At 43.5% G+C, this 20375-nt stretch carries 19 protein-coding genes; 16 read left to right on the forward strand and 3 right to left on the reverse strand.

Translation table 11 applies throughout. The features are described from left to right. Window positions 1-262 precede the first annotated feature (262 nt). A complete protein-coding gene (locus ACTHRG_RS16160) occupies window positions 263-1441 on the reverse strand; it encodes an MFS transporter (protein WP_440231606.1) in 1179 nt (392 codons plus the stop codon). A 160-nt stretch (window positions 1442-1601) separates the two neighbouring features. On the opposite strand from ACTHRG_RS16160, the gene ACTHRG_RS16165 reads away from it, so the two are divergent. The 4 genes from ACTHRG_RS16165 to ACTHRG_RS16180 all read left to right on the forward strand — a co-directional run bounded on the left by ACTHRG_RS16165 (window position 1602) and on the right by ACTHRG_RS16180 (window position 5734). Beyond that, the gene (locus ACTHRG_RS16165; protein ID WP_335687671.1) at window positions 1602-1985 is read left to right on the forward strand and encodes an OsmC family protein; all 384 of its coding nucleotides are present in this window, start codon (window positions 1602-1604) and stop codon (window positions 1983-1985) included. A gap of 134 nt (window positions 1986-2119) precedes the next feature. Further along, the gene (locus ACTHRG_RS16170; protein ID WP_440231609.1) at window positions 2120-3262 is read left to right on the forward strand and encodes an acyl-CoA dehydrogenase family protein; all 1143 of its coding nucleotides are present in this window, start codon (window positions 2120-2122) and stop codon (window positions 3260-3262) included. Window positions 3263-3440: 178 nt separating this feature from the next. Continuing rightward, the gene (gene cax, locus ACTHRG_RS16175; RefSeq protein ID WP_440231611.1) at window positions 3441-4502 is read left to right on the forward strand and encodes a calcium/proton exchanger; all 1062 of its coding nucleotides are present in this window, start codon (window positions 3441-3443) and stop codon (window positions 4500-4502) included. A gap of 410 nt (window positions 4503-4912) precedes the next feature. Then, entirely contained in the window at window positions 4913-5734 is an 822-nt protein-coding gene (locus ACTHRG_RS16180; protein ID WP_440231613.1) for a YfkD family protein, read from the forward strand. A 39-nt stretch (window positions 5735-5773) separates the two neighbouring features. On the opposite strand, the gene yfkAB is transcribed toward ACTHRG_RS16180, so the two are convergent. After that, entirely contained in the window at window positions 5774-6889 is a 1116-nt protein-coding gene (gene yfkAB, locus ACTHRG_RS16185; RefSeq protein WP_440231614.1) for a radical SAM/CxCxxxxC motif protein YfkAB, read from the reverse strand. Between the two features lie 171 nt (window positions 6890-7060). Here yfkAB and ACTHRG_RS16190 point away from each other — a divergent pair, with 171 nt between their 5' ends. Together ACTHRG_RS16190 and ggt are read left to right on the forward strand one after the other, a co-directional pair. Next, the gene (locus tag ACTHRG_RS16190; RefSeq protein ID WP_440231616.1) at window positions 7061-7690 is read left to right on the forward strand and encodes a hypothetical protein; all 630 of its coding nucleotides are present in this window, start codon (window positions 7061-7063) and stop codon (window positions 7688-7690) included. A gap of 138 nt (window positions 7691-7828) precedes the next feature. Further along, window positions 7829-9535, forward strand: coding sequence for a gamma-glutamyltransferase (gene ggt / locus ACTHRG_RS16195; RefSeq protein ID WP_440231617.1), 1707 nt, complete (start codon window positions 7829-7831; stop codon window positions 9533-9535). 13 nt (window positions 9536-9548) lie between these two features. Here the strand turns inward: ggt and ACTHRG_RS16200 are convergent, their stop codons facing one another. Beyond that, entirely contained in the window at window positions 9549-10067 is a 519-nt protein-coding gene (locus ACTHRG_RS16200; RefSeq protein WP_440231619.1) for a DUF421 domain-containing protein, read from the reverse strand. 177 nt (window positions 10068-10244) lie between these two features. Between ACTHRG_RS16200 and ACTHRG_RS16205 the strand changes: the two genes are divergently transcribed. The 10 genes from ACTHRG_RS16205 (at window position 10245) to ACTHRG_RS16250 (ending at window position 20267) form a co-directional block, all read left to right on the forward strand. Then, a complete protein-coding gene (locus ACTHRG_RS16205; protein ID WP_035326476.1) occupies window positions 10245-10427 on the forward strand; it encodes an SE1561 family protein in 183 nt (60 codons plus the stop codon). A gap of 178 nt (window positions 10428-10605) precedes the next feature. After that, window positions 10606-12159 (forward strand): fumarate hydratase, encoded by a 1554-nt coding sequence (locus ACTHRG_RS16210; protein WP_440231622.1) that lies wholly within the window; start codon window positions 10606-10608, stop codon window positions 12157-12159. Window positions 12160-12279: 120 nt separating this feature from the next. Further along, window positions 12280-13071, forward strand: a complete 792-nt coding sequence (gene pdaA, locus ACTHRG_RS16215) for a delta-lactam-biosynthetic de-N-acetylase (RefSeq protein WP_440231623.1) — start codon at window positions 12280-12282, stop codon at window positions 13069-13071. A 103-nt stretch (window positions 13072-13174) separates the two neighbouring features. Then, window positions 13175-14056, forward strand: coding sequence for a DNA-3-methyladenine glycosylase family protein (locus tag ACTHRG_RS16220; RefSeq protein WP_440231625.1), 882 nt, complete (start codon window positions 13175-13177; stop codon window positions 14054-14056). A 19-nt stretch (window positions 14057-14075) separates the two neighbouring features. Then, window positions 14076-15464: a 23S rRNA (uracil(1939)-C(5))-methyltransferase RlmD gene (gene rlmD, locus ACTHRG_RS16225; protein WP_440231627.1), complete on the forward strand. Its 1389-nt coding sequence runs from the start codon at window positions 14076-14078 to the stop codon at window positions 15462-15464. A 503-nt stretch (window positions 15465-15967) separates the two neighbouring features. Continuing rightward, a complete protein-coding gene (locus ACTHRG_RS16230; protein WP_440231630.1) occupies window positions 15968-16720 on the forward strand; it encodes a hypothetical protein in 753 nt (250 codons plus the stop codon). Window positions 16721-17386: 666 nt separating this feature from the next. Beyond that, the gene (locus ACTHRG_RS16235) at window positions 17387-18064 is read left to right on the forward strand and encodes a conserved phage C-terminal domain-containing protein (protein ID WP_076260229.1); all 678 of its coding nucleotides are present in this window, start codon (window positions 17387-17389) and stop codon (window positions 18062-18064) included. Between the two features lie 191 nt (window positions 18065-18255). After that, window positions 18256-19233 (forward strand): tRNA dihydrouridine synthase, encoded by a 978-nt coding sequence (locus ACTHRG_RS16240; RefSeq protein WP_076260231.1) that lies wholly within the window; start codon window positions 18256-18258, stop codon window positions 19231-19233. 355 nt (window positions 19234-19588) lie between these two features. Then, a complete protein-coding gene (locus ACTHRG_RS16245) occupies window positions 19589-20008 on the forward strand; it encodes a hypothetical protein (protein ID WP_440231631.1) in 420 nt (139 codons plus the stop codon). Between the two features lie 103 nt (window positions 20009-20111). After that, window positions 20112-20267 carry a DUF1540 domain-containing protein gene (locus tag ACTHRG_RS16250; protein ID WP_076260238.1) on the forward strand — a complete coding sequence of 52 codons (156 nt, stop codon included), beginning with the start codon at window positions 20112-20114 and terminating at the stop codon, window positions 20265-20267. The last annotated feature ends 108 nt before the right edge of the window (window positions 20268-20375 follow it).

Here is a 20375-nt window from a genome sequence, read left to right on the forward strand (position 1 = left end):
TACCCGTTGATTTCCGCTGCGGGTACTTGCTTTCCGCGGGGAGGAACAGAGCTCCTCGGCTTCGCCTGCGGGGTCTCCCGCTCCCTCTCCTCCCGCAGGACATTGAATAAGCTTCCTCGGATAAACACCGCACGAAGGAAATGCGTCAGCATTTTCGAGGATCAAGTACCCTCCGCTCCAATCAACTCAGTAATTTAAACTTAATTTGCATTTGGAAGCTCAAACTAATATTAATCTTTTGAAGCTCCAACTATTACGAAGCTTAGAAAGACTGGCTTTTCTCCAATACCTGCCCTTTGTTCCCGAATAAGGTGACGGCACCAAAAATAATCAGCAGCATCACACTGATAATATTGAAAAAGCTGATTGTCTTGAATAAATCAATGAAAAGGCCGCCGAAGTAGGGGCCAATCAGGCTTCCAATGCTGAAGGCTACGCCGCAAAGCAGGTTGCCTGTTGGAAGAAGGTTCTTTGGCATTAAGTCTGCCATATAGGTGATCCCAAGTGAAAAGGTTGATCCGACGGCCATGCCTGCTATGAATAGGCAAATGGTTAGTGCTAGCACGATTTCCTCGAGCAGGCTTGCTGCGACAAAGCTGATAAACCCGATAAAAAGAACACTCATTAAAACATGGCGCCTTCCGAATTTATCACTCATGATGCCTAAAGGAAGCTGGAATAGGATGCCCCCGATCGCAAATGAAGTCAGCAGCAGGGAAACACTTGAAACTTCCAGCCCAATGCGCAGGCCATAGATGGGAAAGCTGCCATTCAATGAAGCTTCAAGAAATCCGTAGCCTAATGCCGGCAGGAAGGCAACCCAGCCATATTTTGACGCTTTTGAAAAACGCTTCATTGTTTCTCTGAATGAGTTAATTTCTATGGACTGATCAGGGAAATCATTTTTCAATGAGAATAAAAACAGCCAGGCAATCAGACATAGAATGGAAGAAATGATAAACGGCATGGTTTCATTGATTTTGATAAGCGGTGCCACTAATGGACCCGCAGCAAATCCCACTCCGAAGAAAAGTCCGTACAGGGAGATATTCCGGCCGCGTTTATTTTCCGGAGAAAAGGATGTGATCCATGTTTGCGTTCCAAAATGCAGGGCATGGTCGCCGATGCCGATAAGAAGCCGCAGTATGAACCAGAACCAAAACGATTTCCACAGCGGAAAAAGCATGAGAGATACAACAACTAATAATCCTCCAAGGATAATGACCGGCTTGTAGCCGTATTTTCGCAATGGATATTCCATAAAAGGTGAAATTAAAAGGATTCCAATATATAAACCAGTTGCATTTAAACCATTCAAGCTGGAGGAAATGCCGTCATTCTCAAAGATAATGGCAATTAACGGCAGGAGCATTCCCTGACTGAAGCCGGATATGGCCACAATGCTGATGAGAATCCAAAAACGCATTGTTTCTTTATTCATAAAAAAACCTCTTTTTCTGACGTGAAGTATAAATGTCTCCTAAATGATGGTATCGGGAATAGATTCTCTTGGCAAGAGTAAGTTTGTGGTCATAATAGTTTTGTTTGAAAGCAAAATAGTGTAATCTCTACTAATAATAAGATAAAAAGGGGCGAATACTATGGAATTTAAAATGAAGGAAGAAGCAGGCTTTTATGCCGATTTGCCATTCGGGCGTCTGGAGGTTTCCGGGGATGAAGAGTATGGCTTCAGGCCGTACCAGCTGCTTGTCGCTTCGCTGGCTGTTTGCAGCGGCGGTGTTCTGAGAAAAATCATGAAAAAAATGCGCATGGAATTCGAGGATATCCAAATAAAAACCAGTGTAGAAAGAAATCCTGAAATCGCTGACCGTGTGGAAAAGGTGCAAATCCACTTCATTATTAAAGGAACGGATTTAAATGAGGCGAAACTCCACAAGGCATTGGAATTGACCAGAAAGAATTGTTCAATGGTGCGCTCAGTGGAAGATAGCATTGAAATAGAAGAGACATTTGAACTTATTTAACATGCAGACAGGAAAGGGGATGCCTCTTTCCTGTTTTTTAATACAAGCGTACTTTTGTGAAAGGCGGGAGAATAATAGTATAATAATTCCTATACAAATAATAAGAATTTGAAGTGGAAACGAGGTGCCCCACATTGAAATTTCAAGACTTAAAAACCGCCGAAGAAAGAATCGTGCTCATGGAAGAGCTCTCACACAATTTTTTATCAAGAGCCGCTAAAAATGATGAAGAAGGTCTTTTTCCGTTTGAAAATATGAAAGAACTAAAAGAATCCGGCTACACCTCCTTGACCGTCCCTAAACGATACGGGGGAAAAGAAATCTCCCTTTCTGAATTCCTGCACCTCCAGGAAAAGATAGCGGAAGGTGATGGATCCACCGCCCTGTCCATTGGCTGGCATATGGGAATTATCAAAAGTCTTGGAGAGAAGAACAACTGGGATGAAGCTGTATTTAAGAAGCTGTGTGAAGATGTCAAAAAGGGTGCCCTAATGAATAACTGTGCAACAGAACCGCAGACGGGCAGCCCTACAAGGGGAGGGAAGCCTGTTACCTCTGCACGAAAAGAGGGGGATTCCTGGATCATTAATGGCCGGAAAAGCTTCACAACCATGGCTCCCGTGCTGGATTATTTTAATGTGAGCGCCACGATTGAAGAAAGCGGGGAAATAGGAAACTTCCTAATTCCGGGAAATTCCGCTGGCCTGGAGATTGAGGAAACTTGGGACAGCATTGCTATGAGAGGAACTGGAAGCCATGATCTTCTTTTAAAGAATGTAAGAGTGAGGGAGGATGCGCTTGTTGAGCTGTTTCAGCCCGGCAAAAAAGGCGCGGCCGGCTGGCTTCTCCACATTCCGGCCTGTTATTTGGGTATTGCACAGGCTGCACAGGATTATGCGATTAGGTTTGCGAAAGATTACTCCCCGAACAGCATAAAGGGTGCCATCATTGATTTGCCCAATGTTCAGCAAAAAATTGGCGAGATGGAATTTGAACTCATGAGAGCACGCCATTTCCTTTATTCAGTTGCAGATAAATGGGATGAAGCAGACGATGAAACGAGAAGCGGGATGCAGCCTGAATTGGGAGCGGTCAAGCTGGCTGTAACGAACGCGGCCATTACAGTAGTCGATTTGGCTATGCGGGTGGCAGGTGCCCGCAGTTTATCAGTAAAAAATCCGCTGCAGCGCTATTACAGGGATGTGCGTGCCGGGCTGCATAACCCGCCAATGGATGATATGACAATTCAGGCATTAGCAAAAAATGCGATAAAGTAACGAAGAAAGCTGCTGTTTTAGACGGCAGCTTTTTATATGCCATCCGCGGCAAGTTTGAGTTTTCCCAAAAATGGCTAAAGAGAAAGTACGTTTTACATAAACTCTCTGCATATAATCACATAGGCAGGAATGTGCAGGCAATACTAAAAAATATTATAAAACGTAAGGAGGTAAAGATATGACAAATAAAGTGTTCATGGTATTGGCGTTTGCGGGTGTTCCGCTGTCTGTCATCGGAACATTGATGCACTGGTCCAATATATTGCTGTTTGGGATATACTGCATCACGATTATCGCATTGGCCAGCTATATGGGAAGGGCGACAGAAAGCCTTGCCGTAGTAGCGGGTCCCCGAATTGGCGGATTACTGAATGCCACCTTTGGAAATGCGGTTGAACTGATTATATCCATTTTCGCGTTAAAGGCCGGCCTGATCAGTGTCGTTCTTGCATCACTGACTGGATCTGTTTTGGGGAATTTGCTGTTAGTAGCAGGATTATCATTTTTCGTGGGTGGGGTAAAATACAAGACCCAGTCCTTTAATGTCTTTGATGCACGCCACAACTCAGGGCTTCTGATGTTTGCTGTCATTGTGGCCTTTGTGATTCCTGAAGTTTTTGCTATGACCATGGATGAAACTGAAACGATTACGTTCAGCATCGGCATTTCTGTCATTTTAATCGCTCTGTATTTAGCGGCTTTGTTCTTCAAACTGGTCACCCACCGGGGTGTCTATCAATCAAAAGAAGAAGGCAAAAGCTCTCATGAGGAGGAAACCCCGGAATGGAGCAAAGGGAAGGCCATTGCGGTACTTGCCATTTCGACCATTGCCGTTGCCTATGTATCGGAGAATCTGGTGCACACCTTTGAAACAGTCGGAGAAGCGTTTGGCTGGACAGAGCTGTTTATAGGGGTAGTGATTGTGGCCATCGTTGGAAATGCGGCAGAGCATGCTTCTGCCATCATTATGGCTTATAAAAATAAAATGGACATTGCTGTTGAAATTGCTGTTGGTTCCACACTTCAGGTGGCGATGTTTGTAGCGCCAGTCCTCGTACTGCTTTCGCTGCTGTTCCCGACAGCCATGCCGCTTGTTTTTACATTGCCTGAGCTGATTGCCATGGTGACGGCTGTCCTGCTGATGATTGTCATTGGCAATGACGGGGAAACCAACTGGTTTGAAGGAGCTACTCTGCTGGCAGCTTACGTGATCATGGGAATCGGATTTTATCTTTTATAGCACATAGAAAACCGGCTCTGAAAATTCTCAGGGCCGGTTATTTATATGGGTATTTAAGTACTTTTCTTAAAGGATTATGTTTTTTCAGAGAATTGTTCTGTTCGCTTTCTGTCATTGATCACCAACCTTCATGCTGATTTTTGATCATTAACCTGACTTGCAGATGACTTAACAAAAAAACGATTCTCCTCCTTTTACATTAGTAGTGGGGTTGATTTCCACTGCCCTCCTTTAATTTAGTAATCTCATTATAAACCTTTATTTGATATTTGTAAATATTCTGATTTTTACAATTGTGTTACAAAATAATCGAAACAAAGCTTATTTTTCATGGGAGGGATAATATCCCCTTTCTCCGAAAAAACTAATATCAACCTAAAAAGATTGTGACTTGAAAGGAGAAAGACACCATGAAAAAATACGTAAGCATTCTTTTTTTAGGTCTTATACTATTGCTGTCATTCCATCCGGCCGCAGAAGCGCAGAAAGGGGCTGAGAAGCCGGCAAAACAGCCAGCGAAAGCAATCACTATCCCAAATTCGGTGCTGAATATAACGAAGGAAAATACGTATCCGAACCCTGCGCAGGATATGCCGACACTGCAGCCGAGCGAATTAACCCAGCAGCTCATTGATTCATCGAAGGTTACGATCGAAAATCCGGATCTCATCCGGATGCTGAATGAAACCTCTGTCAGCAGCACTCCATTCGCGCTTGGCTATAGAGCGATCGTCTATCTCGGACAGTGGCCGCTAAATTATGAGTCTGCCGAAACTTCCCCAAATTGGGAATATCAGCGGATAAACACGAATTATTTCGATAACCGGGGCGGCAAAGCGCCTTACCAGATTCATTATGTGCAGGAAGCCCAGAAGGTTGTCCGCGGGGGTCTGACTGCCAAGGTTCCCAATGCAGAGGATGTTAAAAAGATGATGCTCCTCAAAGCCATGGAGAAGTCAGGTCTGCCACTTGCTTTTGAAACGATTATAGGCGCGGGCACAAAAAAGGATCACATCTATAATATTCCGCCTAAAAGATTAGGCTATCTATACGGCTATGCTCCTGCCATCAACGAAAAGGGGAAAGTCACGTATGGAGAAGTGTATTTGATGCTGAAAGGCAGCAAAAAAATGATCGTCATTAAAAATGTCACTTCACAGGGAATAGGTGCCTGGATTCCGATCCAGGATCATGTGACATTCGGGTTTGTTGTTTCGGAAAGGCCGAGGTAAAAAAATCAGCCAGCCCAATATCCGGGCTGGCTGATTTTTTTAGATGTTCGAGCGTCTCGTCTTAAAGTTGGTTTCTTTATAATAACTGTTCTTCACAAGAACGTTAGGGCCAAGGCATTTAACACCGGCACAATGACAGTTCAGTGAATCGGCAAGCTCCGTTCTGCTCCACTTCTGATAAATATCCTCAAGCTGATCGGTCTGGATATTCCCGAGCGGCGGTGCATCGCCAAAATCAGTGACAATGACATCGCCCGTGAAAATATTAACATTAAGACGTGATCTTCCGTCAGGGTCATTTCGGACCGTCACATTTCTGGAAGCGTGCAGTCTTCTCAGCAGCTCCAGGTCTTCCTTCTGACTGCTGCAGGCATAAAAGGGGAGGGTGCCAAACAGCATCCAGGTATCCTCATGCCGGACATCGAGAAGATGATGGATGGCTGATCTCATTTCTTCAAGAGTTAACGTTTCTAATGAGGAGGCGAAGTCTGATGGGTACATAGGATGCACCTCATGGCGCTGACAGTTCATTTCTTCCGTAATCTGTTTATGGATGTTCTCAAGATAAGGCAATGTCCGTTTATTAAGCATGGTTTCAGCGGAAACCATTACCCCGGCTTTTACGAGCTCCCTGCTGTTTTCAATCATCCTGTAAAAAAGGCGCTGGCGTTGCTCTATTGTCGGCTTTCGTTCCATCATTGCAAAGCCGCCTTCAATAAAGTCCTCCTCTGTTCCCCAGTTATGAGATATATGAAGGACATCCAAATAAGGAATAATTTTTTCATAACGGGCTAACTCAAGCGTCAGATTTGAATTAATCTGTGTTTTGACCCCTCTGTCGTGTGCATAGCGCAGCAGCGGCGCAACATAGTTTTCAACCGATTTTTTGGAAAGCATCGGCTCCCCGCCTGTTATGCTCAGTGATCTTAAAAGGGGAATTTCATCCAGCCTTTTGAGAAGCAGATCGATTGGCAGTGCGTCAGGATCTTTCGGCTGAAGGGTATAGCCGACAGCGCAGTGTTCGCAGCGCATATTGCATAAGACTGTTGTGGTAAATTCAATATTTGAAAGCACCATTTTTCCGTGCTGATCGATGTCGGAATAAGCTTCCCATGGATCATATTCCGGTGTGATGGGTGAAAGTTGTGTTTTCATATGTATCTCCTTAAAAAATCTAAGTCCTTTGTCATTATTTAATCTTTGGGATCTATTGTCAATCGATAGTTAGTACTAAAAATAACATAATAACGTTTAATTTCTCCTCCTGCGGGAATTAACTCAATATCAAACGAGAAACACTTTTAAACCAAAGAGGAGGAAATGAACATGGAACAGAATAACACTTATAATACGACAAACACAACAACTGCTTTGAGGTCTGATTACGGTCAGAATATGGACATGAATTATGACAATGGACAAAACAGCAAGCTGATGAAAGGGATTGTGATTGGCGGTATTATTGGCGGTGCCTTAGCTATGCTTGATACCTCAACAAGAACGAAAGTGAAAACGAAAGCAATGGATCTTAAGGATTCTTCTGCAAATCTCATTTCAGAAGTAAGGGAGAATCCCGGTGATGTAAAGGAAAATATGATTAACCAATTCAAGAGTGCTTCCAATACCCTGAAAGATGCCATTAAAGACGCACAGAGTTTATATCAGCGGGTCAATGAAGATGTTTTCGGCAACATGGATGTGGTAAAGGAAGTGTCAACCGACGCTATGTCAACAGCGAAGGATGCGAAAAGCGAGCTGGCTGATATCGGTTCAAAAGTAAAAGAGGCTGGCTCGGAATTAATGGAAAGCCCTGTTGAAAACAGTGGAAATTCCACAGGCTCAAACTATCAAGGTACAGGCGCAGTGAGCAGCACAAATACTGCTTTTCCGGCAGAGCGCGGTGAAAGTGCAGTTACTTACAGCCCTGAGACTCAAAAAAACAGCAACAACCTTTAATAGATGATATGAAAATCCTCTGCTCTTATGAGTGGAGGGTTTTTTATTGGTTTTTTTTCCTTATGATGGTTGTTTTATAAATACACGGCGGGGGTAACCCTTAATTATAGGTACAGGACAATTTTTGGAGGTTACATTATGGGTTATAGACGAGGGAAATCATTATCAAACGATATGGAAAAGCAATCACACGAAAGAGAAACAGCTGTTGGTACTGCGGGGATGGTCGTCAGTCCTCATTCAGTTGCCACAGATATAGGTGAAAAAATATTGCGGGAGGGCGGCAATGCAGTAGATGCTGCAGCAGCCATTCAATTTGCTCTTAATGTCGTAGAACCAATGATGACAGGTATTGGCGGAAGCGGATTTTTAATGGTATACGACAATAAAAAGAAAGATGTAAAAATATATGATGGCCACACGCGGGCGCCAAAAGGCGTGCATCCGGAAATGTTTCTCGATGATAACGGGGAAGTAATCGATTTTCGCAAACGCTCTACTCATGGGTCAGCGGTGGGCATTCCGGGTATCTTAAAGGCTTTTGATACAGCTCTTGAGGAACACGGCTCCAAGCCGTTAGCCGATCTGATCCAGCCGGCAATCGAAGCTGCTGAGAGCGGTGTGGAAGTGAACTGGGTACTGGAGGAAGCTCTTCAGAACTTTCATTACAGACTTGGTGAAGAGGCTAAAGCTTTCTATTTTCCTGAAGGAAAAACTCTGAAGGAGGGCGACAGGTTAGTTAAGGATCATTTAGCCCAGACATTCCGGATCCTGCAAAAAGAAGGCATTTCTTCTTTTTACGAGGGGGAGATCGCAGAAGCAATTATAAAGAGTCTTAAAGAAGAAGGCGGCTTTATGACGCTTGAGGACCTGAAGAATTACCGTCTTACGATTGATGAAGCGATATGGGGCGAGTATAAAGGCTATAAGATTGCTTCGTCCGCACCACCGAGTGCAGGCGGAGTAACCGTCATTCAAATACTGAAAATCCTGGAGAAGTTTGATCTAAGCCAATATGATCCAAAGTCCTGGGAGAAGTATTATCTGATTACAGAAGCCATGCGCTTGGCGTTTGCTGACAAAGTTGCCTATTCAGGTGATCCGGAATTTTCAGATCTCCCGATTGAAGGGCTGCTTCACGATGATTATATTGCTGAAAGGGTCAAATTCATTAATTTTAAAAGAAGAAATGATGCCATCGATTTTGGGAACCCATGGAAATACCAGGAGGGCGAACCAAAGCAGATTATCCGCCAGCCGGATGATTTAGAGAAAAGTGAAACGACCCATTTCACGGTTGTCGACCAATGGGGCAATATTGCTGCATGTACATCAACCGTTGAGCACCCATTTGGGTCAGGTATTATGGTAAAGGGCTACGGATTTTTATTAAACAATGAGCTGACAGACTTTGATGCCAACCCTGGCGGCATCAATGAACCAAAACCGGATAAAAGGCCGGTCAGCTGTAAAAGCCCAACGATTCTGTTTAAAGATGATCAGCCTGTCCTGACACTCGGTTCTCCAGGCGGACCGACCATTATCGGCTCGGTTTTCCAGACGATCGTGAATGTTATTGATCATAACATGAATTTAAAGGAAGCGATTGAAGAGCCCCGGATTTTTGCCACAACAGGTCCGCTTATTGAATGGGAACCGGGCATCAGCATGGAATCCAAGGGAGAAATGGAGTCCATGGGGTACGAATTTGGAGATAAGCCAAGCCGGATTGGAAATGTTCAGGCCATCCAGATCGACCGGGAGAAAGGCCGTTTATTTGGAGCGGCTGACTCCAGCCGTGAAGGAAAGGCAGCCGGAATTACTGAGGAGCAAATAAAGAGCTGATGCCGTTTTGGCATCAGCTTTTCTTTTGGCCAATATCAGACAGGGTGCTCATCGTGCTGGTTGAACTGCTCCTTTGAATAACTGACATACTGCCGTCAGTTTCAAACACAACCGCTTCAATTTCATCCATTGAGGAATGACCGCCCGAGCGCACTGCCTGCAGCACTTCTGAGCGTAAAACCCTGTTCTCTTTTAAAGCCGATTCAACGAAATGGCCTCTATAATAGAGAAGTTCTGGACTGGCTTTTACGAGCTTATTGAATTTGGCTGAATGAAGAGATAGCCAGGAAACGATATACTGCAGGCTGATCAGTAGAATATAGGCAGTCAGCCCCTCGGCAAGTGATACCTGTTTATTAAGGAATATAGTGGCAAGGGTAGAGCCGATGGCAACTGTCACCACTAAATCAAATGCATTCATTTTGGTTAACGTTCTCTTTCCTGCTATCCTTAGGAATATAACCAGGAATATATAACTCATTGCCCCAATCGAGAGAACTCTCCATATGTCCTGCCAGCTGGAAAAAAGCATGGTTTGCCTCCCTTCTATATAGTTTCTATTCCTTTAAAAGGAAGACAATAAACAGACGATTTTTAATCAATTTTCATGTTGCAGGGTGGCATTGACGGGTATATTAAGTAAAAATACTTATTTGCTGAAATAACAGATTTCATGTAGGATGTAATCGAGACGAAAGGAGAGAACGTTTTGGGCAGTCCGATTCAAGATAAAAATTCACAGGTTACTTTTCTAAAGCAGCGCTTAAATATGTTCCTGGACGTACTGGAAGCTATTGAGCCGGAAGACACTGAAATCGAAGACATCGACCGTCTGATTGAAATGATCGATGACCTCGAATCCAAATGCCGTGAATTTAATAACCGCGATTAACAATAGGAGCCTGAGGGCTCTTTTTTAGTTGCGGAAAATTCCTTTTTCACCCTGTAAACGATTGCAACCTTTGTCTTTAAATACAATCAAGATAGGAGTATAATGATAGACGATTAATAATTATAATTTTCATAAAAGATATAGCGATATAGGGAGCAAAGGGAAGGGGACTAAAGCAATGAATATCGACAAATTTCAGGAAAGCATGTATCAGCTGATTGTTCAGACATCCACGAATCTTCCGCGTGACGTGCGCCGTGCGATCAAATCAGCGAAAGAAAGAGAAAATGCCGGCACGAGAGCGGCGATGAGCCTGGATACAATTACGAATAATATTAAAATGGCTGATGATAATGTCTCGCCAATCTGCCAGGATACCGGCTTGCCGACATTCAAAATCAAGACGCCTGTCGGTGCGAACCAGCTGGTCATGAAAGAAGCGATTAAAAACGCAATTGTCCAGGCAACCAAGGACGGAAAGCTTCGCCCAAACTCTGTTGATTCTTTGACAGGAGCCAACAGCGGGGACAATCTTGGCTTTGGCACTCCCGTTATTAAATTCGAGCAATGGGAAAAAGACTATATTGACGCACGCCTGATTCTAAAAGGCGGCGGCTGTGAAAATAAAAATATTCAATACAGCCTTCCATGTGAACTTGACGGCCTTGGCCGCGCTGGACGCGACCTGGATGGAATCCGCAAGTGCATCATGCACTCTGTTTACCAGGCCCAGGGACAAGGCTGCAGCGCCGGTTTCATCGGTGTGGGAATTGGGGGAGACCGCTCTTCAGGCTACGACCTGGCCAAAGAGCAGCTGTTCCGTTCTGTAGATGATGTGAACCCGAATGAAGATCTTCGCAAGCTTGAAGATTATGTGATGGAAAATGCCAATGAGCTTGGCATCGGAACAATGGGTTTCGGCGGGGAAACAACGCTTCTAGGCTGTAAAGTCGGTGTGATGAATCGCATTCCGGCAAGCTTCTTCGTATCTGTTGCTTATAATTGCTGGGCGTTCCGCCGACTTGGCGTGGCAATCAGCATGGAAACAGGCGATATTAATGAATGGATGTACCAGGAAGGCGAGCACATCGACTTTGGTGCAGCTGAAGCTGAACTTGAGACAGCGGCAGCAGCAGAAACAGCAGAGCAAACAAACATCGTGACACTGCAGGCTCCGATTACGGAAGAACAGATTCGCGGTCTTAAGGTCGGTGATGTCGTTCAAATCAACGGCATGATGTACACTGGACGCGACGCCATCCACCACCACTTAATGGATCATGATGCACCAGTTGACCTTAATGGACAGGTTATTTATCACTGCGGGCCGGTCATGATGAAAGATGAACACGGCAAGTGGCATGTAAAAGCAGCCGGTCCGACTACAAGTATCCGTGAGGAGCCATATCAGGGCGATATCATGAAAAAGTTCGGCATCCGTGCTGTTATTGGAAAAGGCGGAATGGGGCCGAAAACATTGGCAGCACTTCAGGAGCATGGCGGCGTTTACTTAAATGCGATTGGCGGAGCTGCACAATATTATGCAGACTGCATCAAGTCTGTTGAAGGTGTGGACCTGATGGAATTCGGTATTCCTGAAGCTATGTGGCACCTTAAGGTTGAAGGCTTTACCGCAGTGGTGACAATGGATTCACACGGCAACAGCCTTCATCGTGATGTAGATAAATCTTCACTTGAGAAATTGGCTCAATTTAAAGAGCGTGTATTTTAATATTGGAACGAGAGAGAGACTGCATGCGGTCTCTCTTTTTTTGTGCATTTTTGCCAGCCGGCCCTGTGAATGTTTTTTTTTCATTCACAAACACTAAGAAAAAATATTGGAGGAGCTCAGATGAAAAAATTAAGTATCTTCCTGAGTGTTTTTATTCTGTTTTTTTCCGGAACAGCTTATGCGAACTACGGCAATTCGCCGGTTCATTGGGGATTTAAAAAGGCTAAAAATGAGGTGCCCGCTGAAGCAGGCAAGCCGCTCGATTCACTTCTTGAACGGCATGGCTCTTATTATAAAGGCGACACAAGCAAAAAGGAGATCTATTTAACATTTGATAATGGATATGAAAACGGCTATACCGGACAGGTCCTGGACGTTTTAAAAAAGGAAAATGTCCCTGCAGCCTTTTTTGTGACAGGCCATTATTTAAAAAGCGCACCGGACCTCGTCAAGAGGATGGCGGCTGAAGGGCATATCATAGGCAACCACTCCTGGCATCACCCTGATATGACCAGAGTGAGCGATGAGAAATTTATCAGAGAGCTCGAAATGGTCCGTGCTGAAACCGAAAAGCTGACTGGTGTTAAGCAAATGGCTTATTTGCGGCCGCCGCGCGGGATATTCAGTGAGCGTACACTGGCTCTTGCTAAAAAGGAAGGCTACACGCATGTATTCTGGTCACTCGCTTTTGTAGACTGGCACACGGACCGGCAGAAGGGCTGGCAGTATTCTTATGACAATATTATGCGCCAGATCCACCCTGGCTGTATTCTGCTTCTGCACACAGTCTCCAAGGACAATGCCGATGCTCTTGAAAAAGCCATCCAGGATCTGAAAAAACGCGGGTACACGTTTAAGAGCCTCGACGACTTGACATGGGAGCAGGCGATTGGGGAGCGGATGCTGTACTAAAGTTTGGCAGGAATACAATGATCGGAGAAATAGACCCGGCTCGTCAGGGTCTATTTTTGCATAGGTAAACAATTTTAGCGAAAAAATGCTATAATCGGGGAAAATGATAAAGGACGGATTCTTCTTGGAAAAGATACAAGTAGAAGGACCTTATAATTTTGATCTCGTACTGGACAGGCTTTCGAACGATCCTCTTAATCAGGTTAATATAGAGGAAAGATCTGTGAAAATACCTATGATGCTTAAGCGTCAGCCGGTCGTGGCAGAAGTAAAAGCTATCGGAACAACGGAACAGCCGGAATTTTTAATTTCCGGAACGGATGGCCCCCTTAAAGAAAAAGCAGCTGAGCGCTTATCGGAAATATTCCAATGGCATCTGCCGCTTGAGACCATTCACAAACATTTTCAAAACACAGAATTACAGCCGATATTTGAAGAGCATTATGGTACGCCTATTGTGCTCGACTTTGATCCATACGGCTGTATCTTGAAATGCATTATCCACCAGCAGCTGAACCTTGCGTTTGCACACACATTAACAGAACGGTTTGTGAAAACCTTTGGATTTGAACAAGACGGTGTGTGGTTCTATCCGCTGCCTGAAAAAGTGGCAGAATTGAAGGTGGAAGACCTAAGAGAACTGCAGTTCAGCGGACGGAAGGCGGAATATGTCATTGGCATTGCAAAAGAAACAGCCGCGGGAAATATAAACTTTGATGAGCTTAAAAATCTTTCAGATGAAGAAATTTATGATAAACTGATCAAATTGCGCGGTGTCGGTCCCTGGACTGTCCAGAATTTCTTAATGTTCGGGCTTGGCCGGCCAAATCTTTTTCCGGCTGCAGACATCGGCATCCAGAATGCCTTGAAAAAATTATATAAATTAGAAGCGAAACCGACTCTTGAGGAAATGGAGACATTTTCAAAGAGCTGGAATCCTTATTTGAGCTATGCTTCGCTTTATTTGTGGAGAAGCATCGAGTAATTTGGAGTGATGAAGGATCATGAAACAAGAACAAACAGCTAAATTAAAACTAAAGCAGACGTTCCCGCTGACAATCAAAAGGCTTGGCATCAATGGCGAAGGTGTCGGTTATTTTAAAAGGCAGGTCGTATTTGTCCCGGGTGCTCTGCCAGGCGAGGAAATTGTAGCAGAAGCAACAAAGGTAAATCCAAAGTTTTCTGAGGCCAAAATCAAGAAAATCCGCAAAAAATCGGAGTTCCGCGTCCAGCCCCCATGCCCGGTCTATCATGAGTGCGGCGGCTGCCAGCTGCAGCATCTCCGCTATGACCAGCAGCTGAAGGAAAAGCGAGATATCATTATTCAAGCTTTAGAACGGCACACAAAGCTGAATCCTGAGAAGCTGGATATAAAAGAAACCATTGGAATGGAAGATCCATGGAGCTACAGAAATAAAAGCCAGTTCCAGGTTGGCCAAAAAGACGGGAAAGTGCTGGCCGGTTTATATGGCATGAATTCGCACCGCCTGATTAATATTGAGCACTGTGCGGTCCAGCATCCGCAGACAACAAAGGCAACAGAAGCAGTGAAGCGGATTCTTCAGGACCTGCGAATCCCCATTTATAATGAGAGAAACCGCAAAGGCATCGTAAGAACCATCGTTGCCAGGGTGGGTATACAGACAGGCGAGCTGCAGATCGTATTAATTACAGCTCAAAAAGAGCTTCCTAAAAAAGAAATCATTATCGAAAAAATAAAAAGTGAGCTGCCTGAAGTAAAGTCCATCATCCAAAACGTGAACGGTGAAAAAACCTCCATTATTTTTGGGCAGGAAACCACCAATCTGGATGGAAACGACTTTATCCAGGAAACACTTGGAGACCTTCAGTTTGAACTATCGGCCCGGACTTTCTTCCAGCTGAACCCTGAACAGACCGTCAAGCTTTATAATGAAGTCAAAAGAGCAGCGGCTTTAACCGGCAAGGAAAAAGTAGCTGACGCATACTGCGGCGTAGGAACGATTGGACTATGGGTAGCCGATCAGGCAGCCGAAATCCGCGGCATGGATATCATCAGAGAATCCATTGAAGATGCAAAGAAAAACGCGGCCCGCCATGGAATCAAGCATGCCCAATACGTAGTCGGCAAAGCAGAAGAATGGCTTCCGAAATGGACAAAAGAAGGCTGGAAGCCGGACGTCATCATTGTTGATCCGCCAAGAACAGGACTGGATCAGCAGCTGTTAAAGACGATTTTGAAAGTCCAGCCGAAGAAAGTGGTTTATGTCTCGTGTAACCCATCCACATTGGCGAAGGATATTTCAGTCTTGAGTTCCAAATATAAAGTAAATGGGATACAGCCTGTGGATATGTTTCCGCAGACTGCGCATGTTGAATGCGTGGCCCAGCTCATTTTAAATGGAGGCAACTAACCCTTATGGGCGTTGCCTTTTTACATTTCTTGAAATGGATTAACGAAGCTGTATTGAATCTGAACACTGCGGTCATGCTCACATGTGATATTTTCTGCGAGTGACCATTGGCCGTAACCAATCGAAACTCCAGCCGAACCGTTACTACATGAAGTCGTTCCCACTTTTCTAAGTCTAGCTTAGCGTGACTTAAGGGCACTCCCACGGTTATTCCTATCAGCAGTTGTTTACATATAATGATATTGCCATAAAGAAGTGGCAGCCTTGCTTATAAATCTCGAAACTTAAATACTCAATTCACAGTATCCTGTCTACTGTAAAATTGGGTTTTTTTCTATTGAAAGGAAAAATTTACACGTGTTTTAAAGAATACTTTTTTTATATAATTAGCGAGATTAATAAAAATTTAATCAAAATTTAATAATTGTAAAAAAAGTTTTTAAGAGTTTCGATATAAATCTGAAACTTTTAAACTGAAAATTGGGGGTAAAGTTTAAATTAAAATGAATAAATTATTTAAAGTTATCGTAATAGTAGGATTAAGTTCTAGTTTATTGCTCTTAGGTTGTTCATCAAATACATATGGACTTACAAGTGAAGAGTATAAACTTGTTGATAAGTATTTTGATGCAGATAAATTGGCAAAGGATCTTAAACAACTGGGATATAGTGATCAAGAAATTGAAAAACAGTTAAGAGCAGCACTAGCTGAGGCTAAATCTCAGAAATCTGGAAACAAAATATGCGGATATACTGATGAAGAATGGGAGTTACTAAGTTCAAAAGGAGTAAACGATAAGAGCATAGATGAAATGATATCTAATGCATCTAGCCCAGGAGTGGTATGTGAAACTCTAGATGGAATATTATACTCTAGCGGAGATTCTGATGAAGATTTATCAGAAGAGGAAGAATACTCGGTAGATGAGGAAAAAGTCGAAGAACCAGTTGACGAAGAAAAAACACCTCAAGAAAAAATTCATGATGAGTCAATGGTCAGTCACAAGGTATTTCTAACAGAAGAACTGCCTTCTCTCTTACAACCTCTTGATGAAGCTGGCATTGAATATGAAACTGAAATAGCTATTCAAGGAGCAGAGAGTACTGGGAGTGTTTATATCCGTGTAGTCATTGAAAATACTAATTATTCTTCATGGGATATTAAACAACTTATCCCTAAAAGCACAAATGAAAAGTATATTAATGTTATATATACAACAATTGATGGTGAACGTCTTGCTTATGAAATTTATTAAAATTGCCCTGCTTTAGCTGTTTTATACTTAAAACTCACCAGCACCCCTTGTGTTGCCACAACACTCTGGATATGTTGAGTGTATAGTGTCAACATATCTAAAGGATGAAAAATAAAGGGACGCCTTACCTTTATAAAGAAACGAAAAGAAGCTCATGCTCTTTTTACTTTATCAGATTGCATCTCAGAACTTGTAATTGCAAATAAGCAAACATTGATATAGCTATAACATGAGAAAAAATATTTTTTAGCCTTGTTTCAGAATCCATCCTGAAACAAGCCCGAAGGAGGAGTGGTATGCTGACAACCGCTCTTTTTTTGTTGAAATAACAAAATGTTATGCTCGAACGATGAACCTGTCCCCCTGACCCGCCTGATGAATTCAGTTTGACCCCTTTGAAGCATGCCCGCCTGAGCAAACCAATACCATAGAGTACTACAAAGAATACTTACAAAATGATATACATAGCCTCACTTTTTCAGTCAGCTGAAAGGTTTCATTTCTGATGTTTTAATCAGTCATATTAAAAATTTTTTAATTTACCCTGTCCTTTTTGCTGTTTTCTTTATATATAAGGGGTGAGGGAGCTGAATCAATGGATAGTGTCAATGATGACCTTTTTGAGATTCAGCGAACCATTTCTGGAGATATTCTGGAGGGATTCAAATGAGCAAGTTTTTGGTGGGGGAGCGGCCCATTATAGTGATTCCATCGCTCGCGGTGAAGCTGGGAATGAAGGAGGCGATAGTGCTTCAGCATGTCCATTATTGGCTTTCGGTCAGCAGGAATGAGAAGGATGGCCGAAAATGGGTTTACAACACATATGAAGAATGGAAGAAACAATTGCCTTTCTGGTCGCTGAGTACAATTAAACGGACGATTGCCATTCTTGAGGAAAAGGGTTATCTCCTGTCGGATAACTTCAATGCACATAATTGGGATCAGACGAAATGGTATTCGATTGACTATGAAAAGCTGAAAGAGATTGAGGGAGAATTAAAGGGGCCAATTCAAATGAAGGGCAGTGAATATTCCCATCAGGATGGCGAGGAAACGGACATTCCGTATGCTGCCATCATCCAATATCTTAATGAGAAAACGGATTCGGGCTACCGGGAGAGCTCCAGGAAATCGAGGAGTCTGATCAGGGCCTGGTGGGAACAAGGCTTCACCTTTAAGGATTTTCAAAAGGTTATTGATTTGAAGGCGGCCGAGTGGAAGAGAGACCCGCAATATTCCCGCTACCTGAGACCTGAAACACTGTTTGGCTCAAAATTTGAAGCGTATTTAAATCAAAAGCCGCAAACGAAACAGCTGCGGGAGGAAGATTTTAACCTAGACTGACTAACTGGAATTGCTAAAGAGCCGCTGATTAAAAACTAAGGAAAAAATATCTAATGTGAAACCTCTGCAGGCAGTTTGATAAAAAGTGACCAACCATGGTATAAGTGTATAAGTAGCAGAAATAGGCTGCTTTTTAATTTTGGGATATGGGTAAGCATGGTATCCCATAATGAGAGGATTGGAATGTAAAGATGAAAGAAAATTTCTGGCGTGAGTTACCGCGGCCATTTTTTATACTGGCACCCATGGAAGAGGTGACAGATGTTGTTTTCCGCCATGTGGTGAGTGAAGCAGCAAGACCTGATGTGTTTTTTACAGAGTTTACAAACTCAGATAGTTATTGTCACCCTGAGGGGGTCAATAGTGTGCGCGGGCGTTTGACTTTTACTGAGGATGAACAGCCAATTGTCGCACATATCTGGGGAGATAAGCCTGAATACTTCCGTCAAATGAGTATTGGGATGGCGGAAATGGGTTTTAAGGGATTGGATATCAATATGGGCTGTCCGGTCCCCAATGTGACCCAGAATGGGAAGGGAAGCGGGCTGATCCGCCGTCCCGAACTGGCAGCAGAACTAATACAGGCAGCCAAAGCAGGAGGTTTGCCTGTAAGTGTAAAGACAAGGCTTGGTTTCACGGAGGTAGATGAATGGAAGAACTGGCTGAAGCATATTTTGGAGCAGGACATTGCGAATCTTTCCATCCATCTGCGTACACGGGACGAAATGAGCAAAGTGCCGGCGCATTGGGAGCTGATTCCTGAGATTAAGGAACTTCGTGACCAGGTTGCACCGGATACCCTTTTGACCATCAATGGAGATATTCCTGATCGTCAAAAAGGCTTAGAGCTTGCCGAGAAATACGGGGTTGATGGAGTCATGATTGGACGCGGCATATTCCATAATCCATTTGCCTTTGAAAAAGAGAAGAAGGATCATACTAGTGAGGAATTGCTGGACCTCTTAAGCTTGCATATGGATCTCCATGATCAATATTCACATTTAGAGCTGCGGCCGTTCACCGCTCTTCACCGCTTCTTCAAAATCTATGTCAAAGGATTCCCAGGGGCAAGTGCACTAAGAAATCATTTGATGAACACAAGGTCAACAGACGAAGTGCGTGAATTACTTGATGTCTTTGCGTCAAAGAACCTTGAACAAAATAACTGATTACTATAGGAGGATGGGCTTGTGGTCCATCCTCCTTTTTTAAAAATAAATTTTGGCTTTTTCACAAGGTTTTTTGCTTTTTGTATTGTATTTACTGAGTTGATTGGAGCGGAAGGTGCGAGATCCTCGAAAATGCATTCGCATTTTCTTCGTGCGGTGTTTACTCAGGGAGCTTATTCAATGCCAGCGGGAGTAGCGGGACAGGTGAGACCCCGCAGACGCGGAGCGCCGAGGAGGCTCACCGCCCGCCCCGCGGTTCGCTGAGCAGCCTGGAGCGGAAATCAACGGACAGCATTGCTAAGCGAAAACAACAATTTATACGCAAGAGCCAAAATATTAAACTTGAGGTATGAGGATGAAAGCTTTTTTATTATGCACATTCATAGTATTTTCTTTTGCAACCATATCAGGCTGTCAATCAGCTGAAACAATGGTTCTGCTTGATGAAGAGATCAGAGAAATCAAAGTTTCAAAATCAGAGGGTTTAGGCGGAATAAATGAAGAAAGTTTTATTGCTTTCAAGGACAGAAAATCGATCGCTATATTTGAAAAAGCAATAAAAACTGCGGTAAAACAGTCAGGGAAGGCAGATATCAGGAAACCTGAGTATGATATAGCAGTTGAATACAAAGGAGATCTCCCTTCTCACGGCATTCATTTATGGCTCGGCGAGGATAATAAAAAGAGCGCCTTCATGTATATTACCAATGAAGATATTTACCAGACCTCACCGCAAATGACAAAGAAACTAAGAAGCCTAATCCTCTCAGACTAACTCCCTCAAGGAACATTCCGCCTCGATTTGGAATATTATCCCATATGGTTAACGATCAGAAAAAGGGGTATATAATCACTAAACCAAAAGGAGGTGGCCAAAAATGGAAGTAGAAGTTTTGTGTAACGTGGAAAACTGTAAGTACTGGGCTGAAGGTGATAAATGTGTAGCTGACTCTATTTATGTGATTGGCCAGAATGGCCGGGAAGCGGATGAAATAGAGGAAACAGCCTGTAAAACGTTTGAGCAGGATGCATAAGCATGAGAAAGCCTGACCGCCGGAGGATTAAAACAATCCCGGCTGTCAGGTTTTTTTACATACAAAAAGATGCCCGCTATGTTTTACAAGAAAGGGTATAATAAAGAA

The sequence above is a fragment of the Cytobacillus sp. SAFR-174 genome (assembly GCF_051964675.1).
Taxonomy (GTDB): Bacteria; Bacillota; Bacilli; order Bacillales; family Cytobacillaceae; genus Cytobacillus.

Coding starts and splice junctions, on each gene's coding strand:
- ACTHRG_RS16200 (WP_440231619.1), bottom strand. CDS start 10,067: ATGCTTTTTTCCAGCTGGCAGGACATATGGAGAGTTCTCTCGATTGGG.
- ACTHRG_RS16220 (WP_440231625.1), top strand. CDS start 13,175: ATGATAAAGGACGGATTCTTCTTGGAAAAGATACAAGTAGAAGGACCT.
- ACTHRG_RS16230 (WP_440231630.1), top strand. CDS start 15,968: ATGAATAAATTATTTAAAGTTATCGTAATAGTAGGATTAAGTTCTAGT.
- ACTHRG_RS16180 (WP_440231613.1), top strand. CDS start 4,913: ATGAAAAAATACGTAAGCATTCTTTTTTTAGGTCTTATACTATTGCTG.
- yfkAB (WP_440231614.1), bottom strand. CDS start 6,889: ATGAAAACACAACTTTCACCCATCACACCGGAATATGATCCATGGGAA.
- ACTHRG_RS16165 (WP_335687671.1), top strand. CDS start 1,602: ATGGAATTTAAAATGAAGGAAGAAGCAGGCTTTTATGCCGATTTGCCA.
- ACTHRG_RS16250 (WP_076260238.1), top strand. CDS start 20,112: ATGGAAGTAGAAGTTTTGTGTAACGTGGAAAACTGTAAGTACTGGGCT.
- ACTHRG_RS16235 (WP_076260229.1), top strand. CDS start 17,387: ATGAGCAAGTTTTTGGTGGGGGAGCGGCCCATTATAGTGATTCCATCG.
- ACTHRG_RS16190 (WP_440231616.1), top strand. CDS start 7,061: ATGGAACAGAATAACACTTATAATACGACAAACACAACAACTGCTTTG.
- pdaA (WP_440231623.1), top strand. CDS start 12,280: ATGAAAAAATTAAGTATCTTCCTGAGTGTTTTTATTCTGTTTTTTTCC.
- ACTHRG_RS16240 (WP_076260231.1), top strand. CDS start 18,256: ATGAAAGAAAATTTCTGGCGTGAGTTACCGCGGCCATTTTTTATACTG.
- ggt (WP_440231617.1), top strand. CDS start 7,829: ATGGGTTATAGACGAGGGAAATCATTATCAAACGATATGGAAAAGCAA.
- ACTHRG_RS16160 (WP_440231606.1), bottom strand. CDS start 1,441: ATGAATAAAGAAACAATGCGTTTTTGGATTCTCATCAGCATTGTGGCC.
- cax (WP_440231611.1), top strand. CDS start 3,441: ATGACAAATAAAGTGTTCATGGTATTGGCGTTTGCGGGTGTTCCGCTG.
- rlmD (WP_440231627.1), top strand. CDS start 14,076: ATGAAACAAGAACAAACAGCTAAATTAAAACTAAAGCAGACGTTCCCG.
- ACTHRG_RS16245 (WP_440231631.1), top strand. CDS start 19,589: ATGAAAGCTTTTTTATTATGCACATTCATAGTATTTTCTTTTGCAACC.
- ACTHRG_RS16210 (WP_440231622.1), top strand. CDS start 10,606: ATGAATATCGACAAATTTCAGGAAAGCATGTATCAGCTGATTGTTCAG.